Source organism: Bradyrhizobium liaoningense, from assembly GCF_018130785.1.
GTDB lineage: Bacteria > Pseudomonadota > Alphaproteobacteria > Rhizobiales > Xanthobacteraceae > Bradyrhizobium > Bradyrhizobium liaoningense_A.
In genome coordinates, this window is record NZ_JAFCJT010000009.1 from 1 (window position 1) to 20,481 (window position 20,481).

The following is a 20,481-nucleotide window of genomic DNA, read 5'->3' on the forward strand; positions in this document are numbered from 1 at the left end:
ATGTTGAGGCGTCCCGCTCCATTCGCCAGGCCGAGGTCGGAGCGGCGAGGACAATGATCGAACGAACAGAGGAGCGCTTTGGTCTCAAGCCGGACCGGCTTGCCGGGGATACCGCTTACGGGGCTGCTCCGATGCTGAACTGGCTGGTCGAGGAGAAGGGCATCGCGCCACATATCCCCGTGTTCGACAAGTCGAAGCGAGATGACGGTACCTTCTCGCGCAGCGACTTTCGATATGATCCGACCAGTGACGTCTACCACTGCCCGGGCGGAAAGCGGCTCGGGACGAGCGGCACCGTGCACGAGGGCAAAACGCTTCTGTATCGTGCGAGCAAGCTCGACTGCGACGCATGCCCGCTTAAACCGCGGTGCTGTCCAAAAGAACCATCGCGCAAGATCCCGCGCGACATACATGAGCACGCCCGGGACGTCGCCCGGTCGTTCGCTGGCACCGAAGGCTTCGAGACGTCGCGACGTCAGCGCAAGAAGATCGAGATGCGGTTTGCGCACTTGAAGCGCATCCTGAGGCTTGGCCGGCTTCGGCTTCGTGGCCCACGGGGCGCCCAGGACGAGTTTGTTCTGGCTGCCATCGCTCAAAATCTGAGGCGCCTCGCGTCGTTCGTTGCGCGACCACCACCCGCTCATGCTTTGCGCATTGCGTAGCGTAGGAGTTGCGTTGAGAGCGTTAGGGGCGGCGGATCAAAGCCGGTCGGCCTGACCGAATGGCCGAAAGACATCCGTCGGTTACAGCCGACTTTTGCAACAAAATCGGCCAACAGGCGACGTGCCTTATCGGTCCCGAAAGGAGATTAGGGGCCGGCCTCCGGGAGGCCAGCCCCTTGCTGATCGGATCACATGCGAACAAGCTTATGCGGCGCTCTTCATAAGCCCAAGTTGCGTCAAAGCAGCCACGCCGTCGTCAAGGCCGATCTCCTCGACGATCATGCCGTTCTTAAGCTTAAGAACGGTCGTTCCGGTGAACCTCATCTTGAGTCCAGTGTTGGCTGGAAGCGATCCCGCCAGAAAGTCGCGAAAAGCAGGGCCGGTGTGGGTACCTCCACCCTCCCAGCGCCCGACGACGTAATCGCCCTCGGCGATTAGGTCAGCCGCCCCCCAGAAGTTGAGGTCGGGAAACGCTTTGCGAAAGTCGGTCATGAAAGCCTTGATGTCGTCGCGGCCACGGCGTGGCTCGTGAAGCGAATACCGCAACAGCATGTCCGGCGCGGCGAGTTCATCCACGATATTGAGGTTGCAGGTCTCGCCCCAAAAATCGGTAAACCAGCGACCGACGATCGCCTTGTTCTCACTTTCCATCGACATGTAGCTAACTCCTGTATTTCTGTGTTCAGCTCGAGTGGACGCCTTGGAAACGGGATCTGGGCCGGCTTGAACCATGCCGTCATGGCGGATGTGCAGCCCAGAGTGCGGATCAATCGCCAGCCTCTGGAACAGCTCTCGCAGTTCTGGTCGTAGACCGTCTCCACAAAGAGCTGCGATCGAATGAAATTTGTGCATATCGTCGTGCTCCTATGTGCGCGCCCTCACGATAGGATTTCACGTGGACCGATCCACCCGATTTCTGATTGGCTATTATCGTAGCGAAACCCATCGGGTTCACCGCGCGATATTGATGGGTTTCGCTTCGCTCTACCCATCCGACATCATGGAGCTCACGCCCTCTTCCCGCTCCGTTTGGTCATCGGCGCGTTACGGCGCTCCCGCTTGCCGCGCGCGATCTCGGTTGCCAGTGCGTCCAGCTTCGGCTCCCAGAAATTCCTGAACTGACCGATCCACGCATCCACCGACCGAAGCCCCGCACCATCGACCGAATAGAGCCGTCTTTGCGCCTCCGCACGAACCGTCGCAAAGCCGCTCTCGCGCAGCACCTTGAGGTGCTGCGACACGGCCGCCTGCGTGATCCCGAACTCGGCCCCGATCACTTCAACGACCTCACCGGACGCCATCTCCCCCGGGGCGAGCAGCTCGAGGATGCGACGGCGCACGGGATCGGCGAGGACCTCGAAGACGTGCATCAGCTTGCTGTGCCCGGATGTGCGACGTCAGGCGGCATCTCGCCGCGATAGAAGGCGATGGTGCGGTCGGAGCGCTGCTTCGCCGTATCAGGATCGACCCCGCTCGCGACATGCGCCGCGCACCAATCTTCACCGCTTGTCGTCATGAATTCCTTGCCGGCAGGAGAGCCCATCCAAGCCTCGGCCGTCTCGTGGTCGACCGATGCGCCGGTCGCAACATATCGCTCCAATCCCGCGATGGCGAGATCCCAACCGATACCCACCGCACCTGGACCGAACTGATTCCAATGGTCCTCGATAATTGCGGTGTGCTCCAGCGTCAGACGCGCCTGATCTCGTTCTGCTGCCAGCTTGACGTCGATCCAACTCATCCCGCCGCCGAATTCCCACGTGGCTGCAAAATGCGTCGGCGGCGTGCATGCCGTGATGGTGCCGCCCGCGTTCCCCTTCAGCTGGTACCTTCCGCCCAACTGGAGGTCTCCCTCGATCGGCAGGAACCAGCGCGGAATGCGTTGCCGGCTGGTCACTGCGTCCCAGAGATCGTCGAGGCTGGTCTCGTAAAGCCGCGACAGCGTCACCGTGCTGGCTGCTTTTCCATCCTTCTCGAAATTCTTCACCGAACGCGTGACAAGCCCCAAGACCCTGGCGACGTCGATTTCCATTGCATCCCTCCGCATCGTTTCGCGCAATGGCGAGTATCGGCCCTCACTAATATAAGTCAACTCTTATATTAATGACCGTGCCGCTATGTGGAGCGCGTGATATTGAATGATGCCGGTTCGTCCGCGGTCGGAGGGCGCTATTTCAGCGGCAGGAATACATCCGCGACCGTCTCATGCTCCGGCACCTCCGGGAAGAGTCTCAGCCGCTGGCAATAGATCGGGAAGTCGCGTGCTTCCTCGCCGCTGGCCGGAAGCCAGTCGCGATACAGGTAGAGCGCGGCGGGCTCCAGATTGTCGGTATAACCGACGACGCGCAGCACGGCGCAGCGCCCGCCGGGGATCTCGCCGGCCTTGATCGCTTCGCCATTCGCCTCGATCGGCTGGTCGGTCCCGACGCAAAGGTCGATGCTATATTCGGCCTGCTGCGCAGGACGCCCCTCGGAATGCCAGACAGTGAAGGTCGGATTTGTCCTGGGGTGCAGGTTGGCCGCCTTGCGCCACGCGATGAACCGCCGGATGGTGGCACCAAGCGTCTCAGGGCTCCCCCGATGCTCCATGATCGCCACCCGCGTGGGGGGCACATCGCGTATCGTCACGTCGTCAGTGGTAAAACTCGTCTGCATGAGCTTGCTCCTCGCGTTGTCGAGAGGCCCGAAGGCCGCAAGCCACGGCTCCCAGTCGGGAGACTTCCGGAACGACGACGGCGATTGCCCGAACCGTTGCCGAAAGGCGCGGGCGAAAGCATCCGGTGCGTCGTAACCGGCATCCATCGCGATGTCAGTGACATCAAGGGCGTCATTGTAGGCCAGTTGATGCGAAGCGCGCTTCATACGGGCCAGCTGGACATAGCGATGCACCGACAACCCGAAAGTCGCCGTGAACTGCCGGTGGAAATGAAATTTCGAGAAGGCCGCAACACTGCTCAGCGTTTCCAGGTCCAGATCACCATCGAGATGCCGGTCGATATGGTCCAGCACCCGGCGCATCCGGTCCTGATAGTTCTGCAGCGCCGCCTTCATCGTCCCTCCTCCGTGGCGGCTCCAGATAGCCGCTGACGGCGATCATTTGCTCGACCGATCTTGCGGTTTGGCATGAGAGCGTAGGATGTGTAGAGCGCAGCGAAACCCATCGACTTCTTTATGGAGGAGCGATGATGGGTTTCGCTTCGCTCTACCCATCCTACAATTGCGCCCTATCCGCCCGCCATCAGCTCCTTCGCCAGCGCCATATAGGCCGGCAGCGTTACGGGATCGTTGGCGGCGTTGCCCGCGACGGGGTGCGATGCGTAGCGCGCGATCACCATCTCGGCCTTGGGATCGACGTAGATGCCCTGGCCATGAACGCCGCGCGCCATATAGGCGCCGTGGGCGTTGTGCGTGACCCACCATTGGTTGCGGTACGACGCGCCGGGCAGCGTGGTGTAGCCGGCCGGCTTGAACTTCTCGGGATCGCCGCCGCGCACGATGTCCTCGACCACCTGTGAGGGGACGATCTGGCGGCCGTTGAAGCGGCCATGATTGCGCATGGTCTCGCCGAAGCGGGCGAGATCGCGCAAGCTGGTCGAGAGTCCGCCACCGCCGCTCTCGGTGCCGATGCGATCGACGTGATAATGCGCGTCCTCCTCCGCCCCCATAGGCGTCCAGATGCGCTCGGAGAGAAGGTCGGACAGCGTCATGCCGCTGGCGTGCCGGCAGATCCAGGCGAGCACGTCGGTGTTGACGGTCTTGTACGCAAAGGCCTTGCCGTGCTCGCCCTGCTTCTTCTGCGCGACGAGGAAATCGAAGATATTGGTCGGGCCGTCATAATCAGGCGGAATCGGCGCCATGCCGTTGGCGCGCCGCAAGCCCCACACGTGGGAGTTCTTGTCGGTATAGACTTCGGTGTATTCTAGCCCCGTGGTCATATCCATGACCTCGTGCACGCGCGCATCGCCGAACGCGCTGGCCTTCAGCTCCGGCACGTAATCCGTGACCTGTGCCTGCGGATCGATCTTGCCCTCGGTGACGAGAATGCCGGCCAGCACGCCGGTGAAGGATTTCGTCACCGACATCGCAATATGCGGCTTGTGCGGCTTCAGCGCGCCGAAATAGCGCTCATAGATCAGCCTGCCCCGATGCAGCACGGCGATGCCGTCGGTGTAGGTCTCCTCCAGCATCTTCGCGAACGTCATGGGCCGGCCGTCCAGGGTGCTCGAGGCGACCGCGCCGATGTCGTGGTCTTCCCGCGGCAACACGGACGCAGGCCCTGCCCCGCGCCAGACATTCACCGTCGGCACCAGCTGGCGGACGTTGCTCCAGGCCCAGCGCAACTCGGGGAAATTGCGGAACGAGCCGTTCTGGAAGGTGATGGCGCGATCGGGAGACGGCGGGAAGCCGATCATCCAGCCGAGCGCTTCGGGATCGGTCTCGGTGGCGGTTGCGGGCTGTTGGTTGGGTGCAGTTGCGGCGGACATGAAGACGGGCTCCGGGGGCGGCGATGCAGTCGGCGTATCATGGGACAGCGCCGTCTACATCCCGCGTTTGCGCCGGGGGGCTGTGCAGTGATCCCGCCGCGCTTCACTCGAAGGTCGCGCTGTTCCAGTACACTGTCGGTGACGACTTGCCGGGATGCACGACAAGAAAGCCGCCCTGCCAGGGGACCACGCTGGGCGCCGCTTGGAGAACGCGCCGGCGACCCCGCCGGTGGAGGTGACGGCGCGCAAGGCCCACGACGTCGTCGCAGGTGCGGCCGTCGCCTTTGACACCGACGGTCTTCACCGAACTGTCACGAAACGTTCACCCCTTCCGGCCCCTGCGCTTCTTCGCCTTCGCTGCGCGCTTGCGGCCCGGCGCTGCCGTTCGCCCCGGTCCGCGTGCCGTGCGGCCGCCTGTGTCGGCGGTCAGCTCGGGACGCAATCTGGCGAGCTTGGCGCGGTCGGGCAGCAGGTCCGCAAAACCGTCGAGCACGCTTGGCGCGGGCGCGCCGTCGCCGGCGGCAGCTCGCGCAGCGCCTGCGGGAGCGGTCTGGCTGAGCGCCTGCAACCGCCGGCACGCTTCACCGAGGTGATAAGCATCGCCGCCGAGCGCCACCCATTTGCCGACCTCGGGATGCAGCACGAGATTGGCCGAATGGTTGTCGGCGTTGCTGGTCGGATAATCGACGAACACGTCGATGCCCGACTGCACGCCCACCATTACGCCCTGCGCCGACCATGACACCGCGACGTCGACGCGGTAGCGGCCGGGCTTCTCGAAGGCAAAGCCCGCCGTGCTCCAGAACACCTTCGCCGAGGCGGTGACGCTTTGGCCGGGCTCAAGCTCGCTGAGCTTGGCGTGCTCGCACAGGATCACGAAGGGCCTGACCGGGCGCTCGCGCCCCTCGCCGTCGGTGACGGTGATCGATGCGAACAGGGCCTCGATGCTGACGTCGTTCGGCGCGCGCAGCGACACGCCGCTGGTATTCGTCATCGTCCAGGTCAGGTCCAGCGGCTGGCCGAGCGCGACGCGGTCGGTCGTGGCCGTCACCGTCAGCGCCAGCTCCGAAGGTTCGAAGTCGTGGCGATCGGCGGCCTGCGGCGCGCCGGTCGGGAACCAGCTTGCGAACGGCCATCCGCCTGGACGAATGACCGGGTCCGGCATGTGGTTGAGGTGATGACGGACGTTGGTGTTGTGCGCGAGCTGGATCTGGTCCGGGAACACGCCGGGCTGACCGGTCGCGGGCCCGCCGAGCACGTCCGCAACGCTCGGCGTCGTCGTCATGATCGAGTTGTCGGCCGCCGTCTCCTGCTCCTGGTGGATCTGATTGAGCGTATGCGTCAGCTCGTGGGTCGCGCTGCGCAGGAACGCACGCGGCACGTCGCGCTGCTTCTTGTTCGCGGCGAGACCGAAGTTCGAGGAGTCCGAGACGGGATAACCGTCATCGGAGAAGCTGGCGCAGCCCTCGCGGGGAACGCCGATCTGGTCGTACATGATGCCGCGCGAGCACCCGAGCTTCGCGGGCACCACGATCATGTGCACGCGCCATTCGGTGTCGAGATTGGTCGCGGGATTGCGCACATTGGTCATCAGCGCGTGCAGATCCGCGGAGCTCCAGCAATTGGTCGGCACCACGCCTGATGGCACCGGCACGTTGAGCTGGTCCTGCACCACCGTCAGCTGCCAGCCGGTCTTGGCGAAGACCGTGTCGAAGAACTCGGTGCCGCCGGCACCATCGGGCACCGGTGCGGGCCGCACGGCTCCGACCAGCGTGTCGATCTCCAGGGTGCAGCGGCGGAAGAATTTCGACACCCAGGCGAGCGTGACGCTGCCCTTGTCCACGCCGCCGTCGAACAGCCGGCCCTGGTAGAACGGCCCGCCGGTCAAGGAGAACGGGAACGGCGCCGGCACCTTTGAAAGCTTCATCGTCACGGTGCGCGACGGCGTCGCCGGGAACGTGCCCTTGAACTGGCCGGCCGGCGGCTGCGTGTAGTTGAACTGCTCGGCTGTGATCGTCAGCTCGCACTTCTTCGGGAACGCGACCGCGAACGGCGCGGACACGCTGGTCACCCTGAGATAGGAATGATAGCGCGCGCGGGGGAAGATGGGGATCCGCGGCCTGCGGATCGGAAGCGGAATCAGGGGTTCATCGACTGCGCTGAGCGAACCGGCCAGGCTCGTCAGGCCCGAGTCCGCCGCCGCTTCATCTCCGTCCGCGTCGCCCACCGGAAGCACCGGCCCCACCGGCGGGAACGGATCAATCACCAGCCGGCGCGAGTAGAGATCGCCGCTGACGATCAGACGGTCGGCGCCGCCGTCGGGCGCAGAGCGATCGACGCGCAGCGTGCCTTCGAAGGTCACGAAGCTCGCGGTCGGCCTGAAGTTGATCTGGTAGCAGCCTTCGCGGAAGTCGAGCCTGCAGAGCCTGAAGGGCGGAATCGGCTGCAGATCGGTTGAGGCCGGCTGATCGCCGGACTCGTCGTCGCTGAAGCTGATCTGGCGCGACAGGGGCGCTAGCGGCTTCATCGCGGGTTCGACCGATGCCGCGGTCATCTTCGAAAGGCTTCCACTCGCTTCATGCTCTGAGCAATTGCACATGTCGTCTTCTCCTCGTTGAAATGGCGAGGCGATCGACGTGAGCATCGGGCTCGTTCGCGGCTACACCCGCGTTATCTAAAGTCAGCTGTGGCGTGCGCAGTCCTACGCGCGCCGATAGGTCACGACACAGCCCTCTGAATCCGTAAACTCAAACCGGTCGGCCTCGAGTGAAATGCGATAGGTCACAAGTTCATCAGTCGCCGTCCCGACGACGAGTGTGTTGGAATCCTCGAGACGGTAGATTCCCGCATCCCACCACACCATGCCCTGCCCTTCGCCGCGCATGCCGCGGTAGGTGCCGGTCGAGAATGTGAGGGTGGCGGGATATTTGTCCGCACACGCAGCCGACGTGGTTTTGCTCCACGTACCAACCATGCTCTGTTCGAGTTTGTCAGCCATAGTGTCTCCATAGCTCTCATCGGCCGAGCGGCCGATTGATGGCTATTTCAACATGCCGTTCTGGCGTGTGCAGCTCATTTGAGGCTGATGTGATGGCGGGTGTGTCAAATCGACTAAATTCACCACGTTCAATCACAACAGGTACTCTATCGCAGCATTGACGCAAGCGTGCGTGTGAGATGCTTCACACCGAAGGTGCGACAATTGAGCACCGGCGGTGAGAGCGAGATGAAAGCGCGGCGGAGGAGCAGCTCAGCCCGCACGTTCAATCGGAGACGTTCACTTCCGAACCGTGCGGTTGACCTTGGCTTCCATCAAGGCGTTGAGCGGCCCGGTAGCGGCCCGGCGACAGGCCGTGATGTCGATGAAAGAGTTTTGAAAACGCCGCCGTTGTCTCGTAACCGACGCTGCTCGCGATCCGTGCGATGGGCTCGTCGCTGGTTTCGAGCAGGAACGCCGCTTCCGCCATCCGGCGTTCGATCACATAACGGTGCATCGACTGGCCGACGAGCTTGGTGAAGCGGGCCGAAAATACCGAGCGGCCGAGCCCCACGCGATGGCCGAGGTCGCTCAGCGTCCAGGGCCGTTCCGGGTTTTCGTGGATCAATTTGAGCGCCGGTCCGATATGCGGGTCCGATATGGCCCCGAGCCAGCCGCCTTGTCCGGGACTGAGAGACGCGATCCAGTTTCGGAGCACCTCGACAAACAGCACTTCCGTCAGTCGTGAAAGCGCGACGCGCTGGCCGGGACGCTCGAGCGCGGACTCGCTCACCATGCGCCGCAGGATGGCTTCGAGCCAGCCAGCGTCCGCCGTTGGCTTCAGCAGAAGCACGGGCGGAAGTAATTCCAGCACGCTGCCGAACGAGGGCCGCGACACCGTGAAATTGCCGCAGATCATGGTCGAGAGCGGCCTTGCACGGCCGCCGTGACGAACGACGCCAAGACGTGCCGACGATCGATCGAGGTCCACGATCTGCAAAGGCTTGGCCCGGCGATCCGAATAGAACACATGGGGCTCACCGCGTGTGATGACGACAAAATCGCCCTCGGTCATCTGGATTTCCTGTCCCGGTTCGAGCGCGAGGGTCGCGGAGCCCCGACTGAGATAGTGAAACAGCGCGTAGGGGCGTGCCGGCAGCTCCAGATTCCAGGGATGGCCGAGCTCGAAGTGGAACAGCAGCGTCCCGCCGAGACGAACGCGATCGAGCACCTGAGCGAGGATGTCCATGCCGCCGAAGTTAGTCCGGTGGACGATCGGACACAACATCCGGACGATTGATCCCTATCGTCCGAAAAGCCCGCGAACTAGGTCATGTCGCGGCGGGCCGACGTCACGTGCGGCAACCATTTCGCCAATGGCGGATGGAAGAAACCGCGACCTGGCTGGAAACGCCTGTCCATTCCTTCCGGACCTCATTTCCGTCCGACATGCCAACAGGAACAATCAATGCGACATATTCTACTCTCAGCTGCCGCCGTACTCCTGGCCGGAACGACATTGGTCGGCTCCGTCCATTCCGCCGAACTGCCCAAGGGAGCAGCCCACAACATCGTGCTCGTGCACGGCGCCTTCGTGGACCAGACTAGCTGGCAGCCCGTTGCCGATATTCTCACCAAGAAGGGCTATCGCGTCACGCTCGTGGAAAATCCGCTCACCTCGCTCGGTGCTGATGTTGACGCAACCAGACAGGCGCTCGCCAAGCAGGACGGCAGAACCGTTCTCGTCGGCCATTCGTGGGGCGGCGTGGTGATCACGCAAGCCGGCAACGATCCCAAGGTTTCGGCGCTGGTCTACGTCTCCGCGTTCGCGCCCGATGTCGGCGAATCCCTGGCGTCGCTTGCAAAGGCAGGTCCGCCGACCGAAGGCGGCAATGCGATCCATCCCGACGCGAGGGGCAATCTGTACATCGACCCCAAGGTGTTCCCGTCGGCTGTCGCGGCAGACCTTCCTCCGGAGATCGCCGCGCACCTGGCCACCTCGCAGCTTCCGTTGAATCACGTTGCGTTCGAGGCTCCCGTCGACATCGCGGCCTGGCGCGACAAGCCGACGTTCTATGTCATCAGCACCAAGGACAAGGTGCTCGCGCCCGAGGCCCAGAAATTGTTCGCGGCCAGGATCAAGGCCCAGACGACGGAAGTCGCCGGCAGCCATGCCTCGCTCGTGGTCCATGCGAAGGAAGTCGCCGAGGTCATCGAAAAGGCGGCGCTCGCGAAGTGAGGAACCTGCTCCCGGCACGTCGGTGTCGGGAGCGACCCCACGTTTGAGGGCAGACGCCCAGGCGCGCCCTGTCACGTGCTGCATATGCGCGAGCGGCGCAAGAGTCGAAAAGGCAATCTGCTTCATTATTGCCAAATACGTTGTTATCTTTTGTCGACAGAAACTTGACTGACCAGTCGACCGAGACCCACTCGAATGAAAAGCTTGAACAATCTGGAGTGCGTGACCCTCTTCGTTTGACGATCTCGCGCGCGCGAGAACATTCTACGAGACCGTGTTCGACGCCAGGCCGATCTATTCCGACGCCGTATGCAGCGTGATCGGGCTCGGTGGCGTCATGGTCAACTTGCTCCAGGAGACGCAGGCGCTGCAGCTCGTGGAGCCGGTGGTGCCGGCTGCTTCAAGCGCCGGACCTCGCATGCTCATGACCATTCGCGTCGCCGATGTCGATGAAGCGTGCGCGAGGCTTCGGCAAAGCGGCGTAGACCTGGTGAACGGCCCCATCGATCGTCCCTGGGGTCGTCGCACTGCCGCCTTTTCCGACCCATCCGGCCATATGTGGGAGATCGCACAGGAGATCCCCTCCTAGAATCCGCCACCCAAAGCGGTTCTCACCGGCGACTAGCGGAGCGATGGCATCAATAGGTCAATCGACCAATAGCGCCGAGATCCCCTACTCCCACTCTATCATTTCAGACAAAGTCTCGTCGTTGATTTGCCAGCACAATTCTTCAAGTCTGACGGACAAATGCCGACGGTATACCTGCCGCAATCTTTTGGTCTTGAATTCACAGAAAGATTCGAGCCGTTTGCGCTCTCCGAGATTTCGCCACCTATCGGTGTCAATCGAGTGATCAACGCAACCGGCGCGGTCAAGACTGCCGTGACCGCCCGGGTTAGGCGTATGTTCAAATACCGTCAGAGATCAGCGACGCGCGAGTCGGTCGTCCGATGCCCTTGCCATCGCTCGCCACTGCGCGCAAGCCATTCCGGTCCGCTTTGCGCTACGAGCGACCGACCGTCGGGTGGCAAGTGTTCCTACGGCTCTTTCCACCAAGGATACTGACTGGGCATATCGGTCGAGACGTTACCCGGGAATACTGGCGCCCGCTTCTCCAGGAAGGAAGCGACCCCTTCGCGGACATCGGCATGACTGCCGCGCTCGCGTGAGATGGGGCCATCGATCGCCAGCAGCTCGAACGGATCCGGCGCGCCTGCGAAGCGCCACAACATCTGCCGCGTGAGAGCAACCGACACGGCCGAAGTCTCGGCAGTCAATTCCCGCGCGATCTCTTTCGCACGTGCCAGGAGTTCGGCAGGCTCCGTGGTTTCGCTGACGAGACCGCCGCTCACTGCTTCCTCAGCGCCGAAAGTGCGACCGGAGATCGCCCAGCGCAATGCCTGCGGCAGTCCAACCAGCTTGGGCAGAAACCACGCGCTGCCCGCCTCCGGCACCAAGCCGCGTCGCGCAAAGATGAAACCGATCTTCGCGTCCTTCGCGGCGATGCGTACGTCCATCGGCAGGGTCATGGTGATGCCAATGCCGACCGCGGGGCCGTTGATGGCGGCGATCGACGGTTTGCGGCAGCGGAAGATGGCATCGACGAAGCCACTGCCCGAGCGCGGACCGCCGCCCGCCAGGCGATTGCCGAACACACCGGCGCCATGCGCGCCCGAGGTATCAAAGCTCGCAGCGCCCCCCGAGACATCGGCGCCGGCGCAGAAGGCACGGCCCGCGCCCGTCACAATGATGGCGCGGATCTCGTCATCGAGATCCGCCTTACGGAAGGCATCCTCGATCTCGGAGCCCATGGCGCCAGTGTAGGCATTGAGCTTGTCCGGACGATTAAGCGTGATCACCAGGACTGCGCGGTCGATCTCGCACCTGATCAGGCTGTAGGTCGAATATTTCTGATCCACGAACTTCTCCTCAAATCGCCCGGCCCGTCCCCTGCCAGAACGGCTCCTTCAGCTTCCGTTTGAAGATCTTGCCGGTGTCTTCGCGCGGCAGCGAACTGGAGAACTCGATCCGCCGCGGGATTTTGTAGCCGGCAAGTCGGGACTTCAGGTCCGTGCGGACCGCGTCCTCATCGAGCACGGCACCAGGGCTAGGCTGAATGAAGGCGCAGACCTTCTCGCCAAACTCGTCGTCGGGAATGCCGAACACCGCGCAATCGGCCACGCCGGAAACTTTCATCAACTCCGACTCGATCTCGGCGGGATAGATGTTGGTGCCGCCGAAGATGATCATGTCACTGGCACGGCCCGACAGGTAGAGAAAGCCGTCGGCGTCGAAGAAGCCGATGTCACCGGTGGCGACGAGACGGCCCCGCGCGGACTTCGCCCGCTTGGCCGGATCGCCGTGATAGGTGAATTCCGGATAGAGATCCCGCCCGCAGACGATCTCGCCGGACTGGCCGAGCGGCAGCTCCTTGCCCTCCTCATCCATGACAACGACGGCGCAGCCGGGCAGCCTCCGCCCGACGGTGCCGGGATGCGCCAGCCATTCGTCCGCGGTGCAATGGGTGACGGCGCCGACTTCGGTCGAACCGTAATGCTCGGTTATGACAGGCCCCCACCAATCGATCATGCCGCGCTTGACGTGCGGCGGACAGGGCGCGCCGACATGCATCGCGTAAGTCAGGCTCGACAGGTCGTAGCGCGCCCTCGTCTCGGCCGGCAGCGCAAGCATGCGCACAAACATGGTCGGCACAACCAGAGCGTGGGTGACGCGATGCTGAGCGATCGTTGCGAGCATCCGTTCGGGCTCGAAGCGTGGCTCGACGATGATGTTGGCGCCCATGTTGTAGAACGAGAACATCCAGCCGTTCGGGCTGGAGTGATAGGCCGGTCCCGGAATCAGCAAAACGACATTACCGAGACGATCAGCCCAGTCGGCAAGGCCACCGACCATGCGCATCATCTGCTGGCTGGCCGCTGCCTGCTCCGGCGTTGGCGGCTGCCGACGCACCCCCTTGGGATGGCCGGTGGTGCCCGACGTGTAGATCATCGATCCCGGCGAGGTCGGGAACGGCGGCACGGCGGGCTCGAAGCCCGCAAGCCAGTCCTCCCAATCATTCATCCCGGCCGGCACTCCTGCGGCCTCGTCGGAGACGCGATACGGGCCGCGCAGGCCCCGCGGCGTCTCAACAACGATCACTGCGACCGACGCAGGAACGGCATGTCCGACGCTACGCCAGAGATCGGCGTGGATGACCAGCACCTTGGCGCCGGAATTCTCGATGACGTAGCGGGCCTCCTCCGGCGTGTTGTGCCAGTTGACCGGCACCACATAGGCGCCGCACAGGCCCGCGGCGAGCGAAGCCTCCATGAAAGTGAAATCGTTGCGCATGTAGACCGCGACGACGTCCCCCGAGCCGACACCGATGCTGGCATAGCCCCGTGCGGCGCGCTGGGCGCGCGCGTCCATCTCCGCCTTGGTCTTGACGCGATCGCCAATTCTGACCCACGAACTCATCGCGTGCCTCCCGGCTTGTTGCAGTCCCCGCTTGTCGCGGTGTTTGAGCTTTGGCAAGAACGGCGGTCCGCCCTCGCAATTCTCACGTCAGCGGCCGGAGAACACCGGCTCGCGCTTCTCGAGGAAGCTGCGCACGCCCTCACGATGATCCTCGGTGTCGAACAGCTTGTAGATAACCTCGATGGCCCAGCTTCCGGTCTCCCTGGGATCGCCATGGGTGGCACGGCGCAAACCTTCTTTCATGAAACGAAGCGCCAGCGGCGAATTGCGCGCGATGCGCGCGGCAAGGTTCATCGCCTTTGGTATCAGGTCAGCATGCGCGGTGACCTCACCGACAAGCCCGATACGCGCGGCCTCATGCGCATCTATGACGTCGCCGGTATAGAGCAGTTCGGCCGCCTTGGCCGGCCCGACGATGGCCGGCAGGCGCAAGAGCCCGCCGACGTCGCAGATCAACCCACGGCGGATGAACAGCTCGGCGAAATTTGCCTTTTCGGACGCCAGGCGAATGTCGGCGTAGAGAGCAAGCTCCATGCCCCAGCCGACCGCCGACCCATTCACGGCCGCGATCACAGGCACCTGGCATTCCAGCGCCGCCATCGCAGCCGGCGTCGGAGGACGATGCACCACCGGTGCGCTGGCCCGCTTCTCGCCGGTCATCATCTCCTTGACGTCCTCTCCGGCGCAGAAGGCCGGGTCGGCACCGGTGACGACGACACAGCGGACCTCGCTGCCGATCGACGCGGCGCGGAAGACGGATTCAACCTCATCATAGGCGCGGCGGTTGAGTGCGTTGCGCCGCTCCGGACGGTTGAGCGTGACGATTGCGACATGATCCGTCACCTCGTACTTCAGACACTGGAAATCCGCCGGCGCGATTTTTGGCTGCATGGTCATTGCAAGCTGCTCCCATCAATCCCGCGTTTCGGGCTGCATCACCGTCTCCGACATGATCGGCCCGACCTTGTCGAAACTCTCGCCGTTGAATCGGATCAGTTGCATCTGGGTAATCGGGAAATAATTGGTCGGACTAGTGTTGATGGTGATGCCGTCGAACAGCAGGCCGAATTTGAGATTTTTCAGGTTCGTTGCCTGCTTCATGACGTTGTCGCGCGAGAGGTCGTCGCCACACTGCTCCAGCACCTTCTGGAGCACCTGCGAGGCAAGGAAACCATACGCATTCTGCGCGTTCGCCACGTCGCCCTCCGGATTATAGCGCTTCATGAAGTCGAGATATTCCTTCACGCCGGGATCGTCGACATAACGGGGATCGTTGGGCTCCTTGATCGCCTGCGCCGTCATGACGCCAACCGCGTTCGCTAGGCCCGCAGGCTTGAACACGGTCGAGATCGACGAGGCTGTGGTGTTGATGAAATGCACCGGCTTCCAGCCGAGCTCGGCCACTTTCCGGATCGCCAGCGCACCGAAACGCGGGGTCGAGAAATTGACGAAGATGTCGGCGCCGGACGCCTTCAGCTTGCTGATCTGGGAATCGACGGTCGGCTCGGTGCTGTCATAGGACGCCTCCGCGATGATCTTCGTCCTCGCCTTGTCGCCGAGCGCGTCCTTGAAGCCGCCATAGATGTCGCGGCCGTAATCGTCATTCGGAAACAATACAGCGATTTTGCCTTCCGGATAGTTTGCCAGGATGTATTTTGCGTAGATCGCGCTTTCGATACGATAGACCGACGGCGAGAAGCCCATCGTCCAGGGAAAGTTCCTGGGATCGCCGAACTTGGTCGCGCCGGTGGCGGAGAAGAGCTGCGGCACCTTCTTCGCGTTCATGTACTTCATCATCGCGGCGTTCGAGGGCGTACCCACCGCCTGGAAGATCGCCAACACCTCGTCCTGCTCGACCAGCTTGCGCGCCTGCTCGACGGCCTTCGGCGGGCTGTAAGCGTCGTCATAGGAGATGAACTGGATCTTGCGCCCGTTAATGCCGCCCTTGTCGTTGAGCATCTTCATGTAGGCCGCCTCAGTCTTGGCGAAGGCGCTGTAGGCCGAGGCCGGACCGCTATAGGGCGCAATATTGCCAATCTTGATGTCACCCTTCGCCGTTTCCGCGCGAACCGGAGCCGGCGACTGGACCGCGAGCGCTACTGCCGCAAGCAGAATGCAGGCGCGCGACACCAGCCGCGATCCATTGCAGGCATCCATGGCATTTCTCCCGTAACGGCGATTCCGGATGCACGAGACCTCGCGCCGTCCGTCCGCCGAAATATTTTTATAACGCGTTCTTATAACGTGATATAAATTTGTCAGGGTGTCAACCAGCGCCTATCCTTCACGCGAGAGTTCACGGCAAGCAGGCGAGAATGGAAAACCGACGCGACACGGCAAAGGCTGAGCGGCGCTCGCGCATCATCAAGGCGGCGCGCGACCTGATCCGCGAGACCGGCGACGCGGGGCTCTCGATGCGCGCGCTCGCGGCAAAGGCCGGCGTCAGCCTCGCCACGCCGTACAATCTGTTCGGCTCGAAACGCGCCGTGCTGGTCGCCGTGCTCGAAGACATCAAGGGATTTGGGACCCGCTTTGCGAGCTTCAAATCACTCGATCCGCTGGAGCGGATCTTGCGCGCCGCAAGGCTTGCGGTCAGCTATTACGAGGACGATCCGGTGTTCTATCGGGCACTGTGGACCAGCATCCTGGCTGCGTCCGCATCCGAAGAGCGCAGCGCGATCTTCAACCAGAAGCGCGATGGCTTCTGGATGACACTGCTCGACGACGCCGTCAACGAGGGCCTGCTGCTACCCGACATCGACACCGCCATATTGCTGCGCAATCTCGACTACACGTTTCGCTCCATCATGCTGCACTGGGTGATCGCAGAGATAGAGATTGAGGACATCCAGCCCGCGGTCGGCTACGGCTACGCCCTCGCCCTGCGCGGCGCGGCGACGCCGAAGGGACAGCAGTTGATGCTCAAGCGCCTGAAGGTTCTTCAGGCGCAGTGTCCGACGCCTGGCACAAAAAGCAGCCGACGGCTGGCCGACGCGGAGACAACGGTCTGATGATTGCGAAGTGACGAGGTGAACGACTACAAGACGCAAGTTTGACACTGACATCAGTGTCAGTTTAGCGTCACCTTTGATCGACGACGTGCGTCAATGCGCACGCCGCGACGTGCACAAAGCACGCGCGGGAAAGACAGGGAAGAAACGTGGCAGGGAAACGACGCATTACGCGTTCGGCCGCCGTGCGCCGTGGTGCGCCTGCGGGAGATTCGCGACGCACCCGCAACTCGGCCGAGGCCACCGAGCAAATCCTGCTCGATGCGGCGAAACGCGTGTTCGCTGAAAAGGGCTACATCCGCGCTACCGTGCAGGACATCATCGAATCCACCGGGCTAAGCCGCGGCACCTTCTACCTCTACTTCCGCAGCACCGACGACATCTTCGTCCGCACCATTGCGAAAGTCGTCGACGACATCGTCGCCTCCTCGCGGGTACACTCCGGCCAGACGCTGCGCCAGCGCGTCTACGACAACAATCTGCGTTATTTCGAGATCTTCGGCGCCAATCGCGGATTGCTGCGGGCCTTCTTCGAGGCAAGCTATGTCGACCCCGAAATCGGCCGGAAGCGCGCCGAAATGCGCAGCGCCTATATCATTCGGGTGCGCGACCATCTCGAACGCCAGCGCCAGCTCGGTCGCTGCTTGCCGATCGATCCCGACGCCGCAGCGCTCTCGCTCGCAATGATGGTCGAAGGCACCGCACAGTCCTTTGCCGTATTGAAGATGGAGCCGTTCGAGCAACCGCTGGAGTTGAAGAAGCTCTGCACCGCCGTCACCGAGATCTGGTGCCGCGCGGTCTACACCGATCCCGATCGGCCGCTCACCCCCGCCGCCGAAAAGGCCGCGGCAGCCGGTGGCAAGCGCAGGAAACAGCTAGCGACGGCGGCGCGAGACAGATGAACGCGATGGACAATAGCTTCAGCCACGCGCTCGAAACCATGACTGCCCGCATCGTGCCTGGCGCGCGAGGAATCGCCAATCTGCGACGGCTGTCGGCTGGCGCGACGCTGGAGACCTGGTCGTTCGATGCCGTTGACGGCGAGCGGGTGTTGCATCCGATGATCTTGCGCCGCTCGCCCGGCGGCCTGCGCAGTACCGAATCGCTGTCGCTGGAGGCGGAAGCAGAGCTGATCCGCGTGCTCGACGGCAGCGGCGTGCCGGTGCCGACCGTGGTGCACACGCTGATGCCCGCGGACAATCTCGGCGACGGATTTCTGATGACGCGGATCGAGGGCGAGACCATCGCGCGCAAGGTGCTGCGTGACCAGGAGTTCGCAGGTGTGCGCCCTCGCCTCGCCGCGCAGTTCGGCACCATCCGCGGCACCATGACCAATGTGGACACTGCGCGCCTGCCGCCGCTCCCATTCAAGCCGGCCGAAATCATCGTGGCACGGCTTGCGAGCCGCTATGAGGCCCTCGGCGTGGCGCGGCCGGTGTTCGACCTCGCATTTCGCTGGCTGGAGCAGAATGCACCCCTCCCGCTTGACAAATACAGCCTGGTGCATGGCGACTATCGCAACGGCAATATCATCTTCGGAGCCGAGGGCGTACGCGCGGTGCTCGACTGGGAGGTCGCCCATATCGGTGATCCCGCCGAAGACCTCGCCTGGATCTCGACGCCGCCATGGCGCTTCGGCGAGCTCGACCATCCGGTCGGCGGCGTCGGCTCGCGCGAACAATTGTTCGAAGCCTATCAAGCCGCGAGTGGCGAACGCATCGATCCCGCCCGCGTGCATTATTGGGAAATCCTCGGCAGCCTGCGCTGGGGCGTGAGCTGCGCCAGCATGCTGGAATGGTTCACCAGCGGACGCGACCCAAGCGTGGAGCGCGCGATGATCGCGCGGCGCGTCTCCGAGAACGAGCTCGATCTGATGCGTATCCTGACCGGGACGAACTGATATGCTGGATCAACCCCGTGGCGCCGAAATTCTTGCAGCGGTCTCGAAGCTCCTGCGCGAGACGCTGATGCCGCAACTGCCGGCCAATGCCGCATTCCAGGCGCGGGTCGCGGCCAATGCGATCGACCTCGTCGCTCGCGAGATCAATTTTGGCGAGGCTGCCGAAAGTGAGACGCTAGTGCGATTGCGCACGCTGCTCGGCCATGACGGCTCGCTACAGGAGCTGGAAACCGACCTGTCCGGCCGCATTCGCCGCGGCGAGCTCGACCTCCAAAGCGACGGCCTCGCCGAGCATCTCTGGCTGACCACCCTCGACAAGATGAAGATCGACCAACCCGCCTACGCCAGTTATCGCCGCACAATCGAGGCGCGCGCTGGCCAGCAACAACCCCGAAAAGAGGATTGAGCAGAGATGGATTTCAGCATCCCCAAGGATCTCGTCGATTATCTCGCCAAGATCGACGCCTTCGTCCAGGCCGAGATCAAGCCGCTGCAGGCGCAGGACGACAATGAGCGTTTCTTCGACCATCGCCGCGAATGGGCTCGCACCGATTTCGACAAGGACGGCCTACCTCGCCCGGAATGGGAAGCGCTGCTCGAAAAGGCCAAGGCGCTCGCCGACAAGGCCGGCTTCTTCCGCTTCTCGCTGCCCAAGGAATTCGGCGGCCAGGGCGGCGGCAATCTCTGGATGGCCGTCATTCGCGAGCATCTGGCGACGCAAGGCCTCGGACTGCACAACGACCTCCAAAACGAACATTCAGTGGTCGGCAACTTCCCCTTCATCGTGATGCTGCGCGACTTCGGCACGCAGGAGCAAAAGGAGAAGTTCATACGCGGCTCGCTGGAGCGCAAGATCCGCGTCACCTTTGGCCTCACTGAACCGCACCACGGTTCAGACGCCACCCATATGGAAACGCGCGCTGTCCGCGAGACTCGCGACGGCGTCGCCGGCTGGCTGATCAACGGCGAGAAGATGTGGACCACCGGCATGCACACCGCGTCCCATTGCAGCCTGTTCGCGCGCACCAGCGGCGAGGACGGCGACGCCAAGGGCATCACGGCGTTTCTCGTCCCAACCACCACGCCAGGCGTGAAGGTCGAGGAATATATGTGGACCTTCAACATGCCGACGGATCATCCGCGCGTCAGCTTCACCAATGTCTGGGTGCCCGAAAGCGCGATGTTCGGACAGATCGACCGCGGCCTCGCGCTGGCGCAGGCTTTCGTGCACGAGAACCGCATCCGCCAGGCGGCGAGCTCGCTTGGCGCAGCGGCGTATTGCGTCAACGAGAGCGTCAAATACGCCAACCAGCGCAAGCCGTTTGGCAAGCCGCTGTCGGTCAATCAGGGCATCCAGTTCCCGCTGGTCGAGCTGGCCACGCAGATCGAGATGCTCCGCCTGCTCATTCGCAAGACCGCCTGGGAGATGGACAGCATGCCCCACCCGGAAGTCGAGAAGCGGCTCTCCGACAAGGTCTCGATGTGTAACTACTGGGCCAACCGGCTCTGCTGTGAGGCGGCTGACCGCGCCATGCAGGTGCACGGCGGCATCGGCTATTCGCGCCACAAGGCGTTCGAGCACATCTACCGCCACCACCGCCGCTACCGGATCACCGAGGGTTCCGAAGAGATCCAGATGCGCAAGGTGGCCGGTTATCTGTTTGGTTTCATGGGCCCCAACAAGAGGGCCTAGGACCAGATCCGCCCGCGCAGCCAGCACGGGCGGACGC

General features: G+C 63.2%; 19 protein-coding genes and 1 pseudogene. 8 read left to right on the top strand and 12 right to left on the bottom strand.

Going from position 1 to position 20,481, the window contains the following annotated elements:
- The coding region (locus JQ627_RS19720) for a transposase (RefSeq protein ID WP_212485812.1) at positions 1–662 on the top strand (662 nt) is incomplete at its 5' end.
- Positions 663–866: 204 nt separating this feature from the next.
- On the opposite strand, the gene JQ627_RS19725 is transcribed toward JQ627_RS19720, so the two are convergent.
- The 8 genes from JQ627_RS19725 to JQ627_RS19760 all read right to left on the bottom strand — a co-directional run bounded on the left by JQ627_RS19725 (position 867) and on the right by JQ627_RS19760 (position 9,372).
- Positions 867–1,319, bottom strand: coding sequence for an ester cyclase (locus tag JQ627_RS19725; RefSeq protein WP_212485972.1), 453 nt, complete (start codon positions 1,317–1,319; stop codon positions 867–869).
- 350 nt (positions 1,320–1,669) lie between these two features.
- Positions 1,670–2,032, bottom strand: coding sequence for a helix-turn-helix transcriptional regulator (locus JQ627_RS19730; protein ID WP_212485813.1), 363 nt, complete (start codon positions 2,030–2,032; stop codon positions 1,670–1,672).
- Positions 2,032–2,694, bottom strand: a complete 663-nt coding sequence (locus JQ627_RS19735) for an SRPBCC family protein (protein WP_212485814.1) — start codon at positions 2,692–2,694, stop codon at positions 2,032–2,034. Before JQ627_RS19735 ends, JQ627_RS19730 begins: the two co-directional genes overlap by 1 nt.
- A gap of 137 nt (positions 2,695–2,831) precedes the next feature.
- On the bottom strand, positions 2,832–3,713 hold the full coding sequence (locus JQ627_RS19740) for a GyrI-like domain-containing protein (RefSeq protein ID WP_212485815.1): 882 nt from the start codon (positions 3,711–3,713) through the stop codon (positions 2,832–2,834).
- Positions 3,714–3,886: 173 nt separating this feature from the next.
- Positions 3,887–5,146, bottom strand: a complete 1,260-nt coding sequence (locus tag JQ627_RS19745) for a serine hydrolase (RefSeq protein ID WP_212485816.1) — start codon at positions 5,144–5,146, stop codon at positions 3,887–3,889.
- Positions 5,147–5,468: 322 nt separating this feature from the next.
- Entirely contained in the window at positions 5,469–7,700 is a 2,232-nt protein-coding gene (locus JQ627_RS19750; protein ID WP_249143210.1) for a hypothetical protein, read from the bottom strand.
- Positions 7,701–7,847: 147 nt separating this feature from the next.
- A complete protein-coding gene (locus JQ627_RS19755) occupies positions 7,848–8,144 on the bottom strand; it encodes a hypothetical protein (protein ID WP_212485818.1) in 297 nt (98 codons plus the stop codon).
- Between the two features lie 265 nt (positions 8,145–8,409).
- Entirely contained in the window at positions 8,410–9,372 is a 963-nt protein-coding gene (locus JQ627_RS19760; RefSeq protein ID WP_212485819.1) for an AraC family transcriptional regulator, read from the bottom strand.
- Positions 9,373–9,591: 219 nt separating this feature from the next.
- Here JQ627_RS19760 and JQ627_RS19765 point away from each other — a divergent pair, with 219 nt between their 5' ends.
- Together JQ627_RS19765 and JQ627_RS19770 are read left to right on the top strand one after the other, a co-directional pair.
- Positions 9,592–10,362, top strand: a complete 771-nt coding sequence (locus JQ627_RS19765; RefSeq protein ID WP_212485820.1) for an alpha/beta fold hydrolase — start codon at positions 9,592–9,594, stop codon at positions 10,360–10,362.
- Between the two features lie 195 nt (positions 10,363–10,557).
- Positions 10,558–10,951 (top strand): annotated as a pseudogene (locus tag JQ627_RS19770) (VOC family protein).
- A 449-nt stretch (positions 10,952–11,400) separates the two neighbouring features.
- On the opposite strand, the gene JQ627_RS19775 reads toward JQ627_RS19770, so the two are convergent.
- From JQ627_RS19775 to JQ627_RS19790, 4 genes are all read right to left on the bottom strand, one after another.
- Positions 11,401–12,282 carry an enoyl-CoA hydratase-related protein gene (locus tag JQ627_RS19775; protein WP_312015784.1) on the bottom strand — a complete coding sequence of 294 codons (882 nt, stop codon included), beginning with the start codon at positions 12,280–12,282 and terminating at the stop codon, positions 11,401–11,403.
- A 10-nt stretch (positions 12,283–12,292) separates the two neighbouring features.
- Entirely contained in the window at positions 12,293–13,840 is a 1,548-nt protein-coding gene (locus JQ627_RS19780) for an acyl-CoA synthetase (protein WP_212485821.1), read from the bottom strand.
- Between the two features lie 87 nt (positions 13,841–13,927).
- Positions 13,928–14,737, bottom strand: a complete 810-nt coding sequence (locus JQ627_RS19785; protein WP_212485822.1) for an enoyl-CoA hydratase/isomerase family protein — start codon at positions 14,735–14,737, stop codon at positions 13,928–13,930.
- Positions 14,738–14,752: 15 nt separating this feature from the next.
- On the bottom strand, positions 14,753–15,997 hold the full coding sequence (locus tag JQ627_RS19790; RefSeq protein ID WP_212485823.1) for an ABC transporter substrate-binding protein: 1,245 nt from the start codon (positions 15,995–15,997) through the stop codon (positions 14,753–14,755).
- A gap of 158 nt (positions 15,998–16,155) precedes the next feature.
- Here JQ627_RS19790 and JQ627_RS19795 point away from each other — a divergent pair, with 158 nt between their 5' ends.
- The 5 genes from JQ627_RS19795 to JQ627_RS19815 all read left to right on the top strand — a co-directional run bounded on the left by JQ627_RS19795 (position 16,156) and on the right by JQ627_RS19815 (position 20,444).
- Positions 16,156–16,851 (top strand): TetR/AcrR family transcriptional regulator, encoded by a 696-nt coding sequence (locus JQ627_RS19795; RefSeq protein WP_212485824.1) that lies wholly within the window; start codon positions 16,156–16,158, stop codon positions 16,849–16,851.
- Positions 16,852–17,000: 149 nt separating this feature from the next.
- A complete protein-coding gene (locus JQ627_RS19800) occupies positions 17,001–17,753 on the top strand; it encodes a TetR/AcrR family transcriptional regulator (RefSeq protein ID WP_212485825.1) in 753 nt (250 codons plus the stop codon).
- A complete protein-coding gene (locus JQ627_RS19805) occupies positions 17,750–18,751 on the top strand; it encodes a phosphotransferase family protein (RefSeq protein ID WP_312015785.1) in 1,002 nt (333 codons plus the stop codon). The genes JQ627_RS19800 and JQ627_RS19805 overlap by 4 nt, the downstream gene beginning before the upstream one ends.
- Position 18,752: 1 nt before the next feature.
- Entirely contained in the window at positions 18,753–19,157 is a 405-nt protein-coding gene (locus JQ627_RS19810) for a DUF6285 domain-containing protein (protein ID WP_212485826.1), read from the top strand.
- Between the two features lie 6 nt (positions 19,158–19,163).
- The gene (locus JQ627_RS19815) at positions 19,164–20,444 is read left to right on the top strand and encodes an acyl-CoA dehydrogenase family protein (protein ID WP_212485827.1); all 1,281 of its coding nucleotides are present in this window, start codon (positions 19,164–19,166) and stop codon (positions 20,442–20,444) included.
- Positions 20,445–20,481 lie beyond the last annotated feature (37 nt).

Excerpts from the sequence above, each read along its gene's own strand:
- JQ627_RS19725 (WP_212485972.1), bottom strand. The coding sequence starts at position 1,319 with ATGTCGATGGAAAGTGAGAACAAGGCGATCGTCGGTCGCTGGTTTACC.
- JQ627_RS19805 (WP_312015785.1), top strand. The coding sequence starts at position 17,750 with ATGAACGCGATGGACAATAGCTTCAGCCACGCGCTCGAAACCATGACT.
- JQ627_RS19755 (WP_212485818.1), bottom strand. The coding sequence starts at position 8,144 with ATGGCTGACAAACTCGAACAGAGCATGGTTGGTACGTGGAGCAAAACC.
- JQ627_RS19785 (WP_212485822.1), bottom strand. The coding sequence starts at position 14,737 with ATGACCATGCAGCCAAAAATCGCGCCGGCGGATTTCCAGTGTCTGAAG.
- JQ627_RS19815 (WP_212485827.1), top strand. The coding sequence starts at position 19,164 with ATGGATTTCAGCATCCCCAAGGATCTCGTCGATTATCTCGCCAAGATC.
- JQ627_RS19740 (WP_212485815.1), bottom strand. The coding sequence starts at position 3,713 with ATGAAGGCGGCGCTGCAGAACTATCAGGACCGGATGCGCCGGGTGCTG.
- JQ627_RS19810 (WP_212485826.1), top strand. The coding sequence starts at position 18,753 with ATGCTGGATCAACCCCGTGGCGCCGAAATTCTTGCAGCGGTCTCGAAG.
- JQ627_RS19745 (WP_212485816.1), bottom strand. The coding sequence starts at position 5,146 with ATGTCCGCCGCAACTGCACCCAACCAACAGCCCGCAACCGCCACCGAG.
- JQ627_RS19760 (WP_212485819.1), bottom strand. The coding sequence starts at position 9,372 with ATGGACATCCTCGCTCAGGTGCTCGATCGCGTTCGTCTCGGCGGGACG.
- JQ627_RS19780 (WP_212485821.1), bottom strand. The coding sequence starts at position 13,840 with ATGAGTTCGTGGGTCAGAATTGGCGATCGCGTCAAGACCAAGGCGGAG.
- JQ627_RS19765 (WP_212485820.1), top strand. The coding sequence starts at position 9,592 with ATGCGACATATTCTACTCTCAGCTGCCGCCGTACTCCTGGCCGGAACG.
- JQ627_RS19730 (WP_212485813.1), bottom strand. The coding sequence starts at position 2,032 with ATGCACGTCTTCGAGGTCCTCGCCGATCCCGTGCGCCGTCGCATCCTC.
- JQ627_RS19795 (WP_212485824.1), top strand. The coding sequence starts at position 16,156 with ATGGAAAACCGACGCGACACGGCAAAGGCTGAGCGGCGCTCGCGCATC.
- JQ627_RS19735 (WP_212485814.1), bottom strand. The coding sequence starts at position 2,694 with ATGGAAATCGACGTCGCCAGGGTCTTGGGGCTTGTCACGCGTTCGGTG.
- JQ627_RS19790 (WP_212485823.1), bottom strand. The coding sequence starts at position 15,997 with ATGGATGCCTGCAATGGATCGCGGCTGGTGTCGCGCGCCTGCATTCTG.
- JQ627_RS19750 (WP_249143210.1), bottom strand. The coding sequence starts at position 7,700 with ATGACCGCGGCATCGGTCGAACCCGCGATGAAGCCGCTAGCGCCCCTG.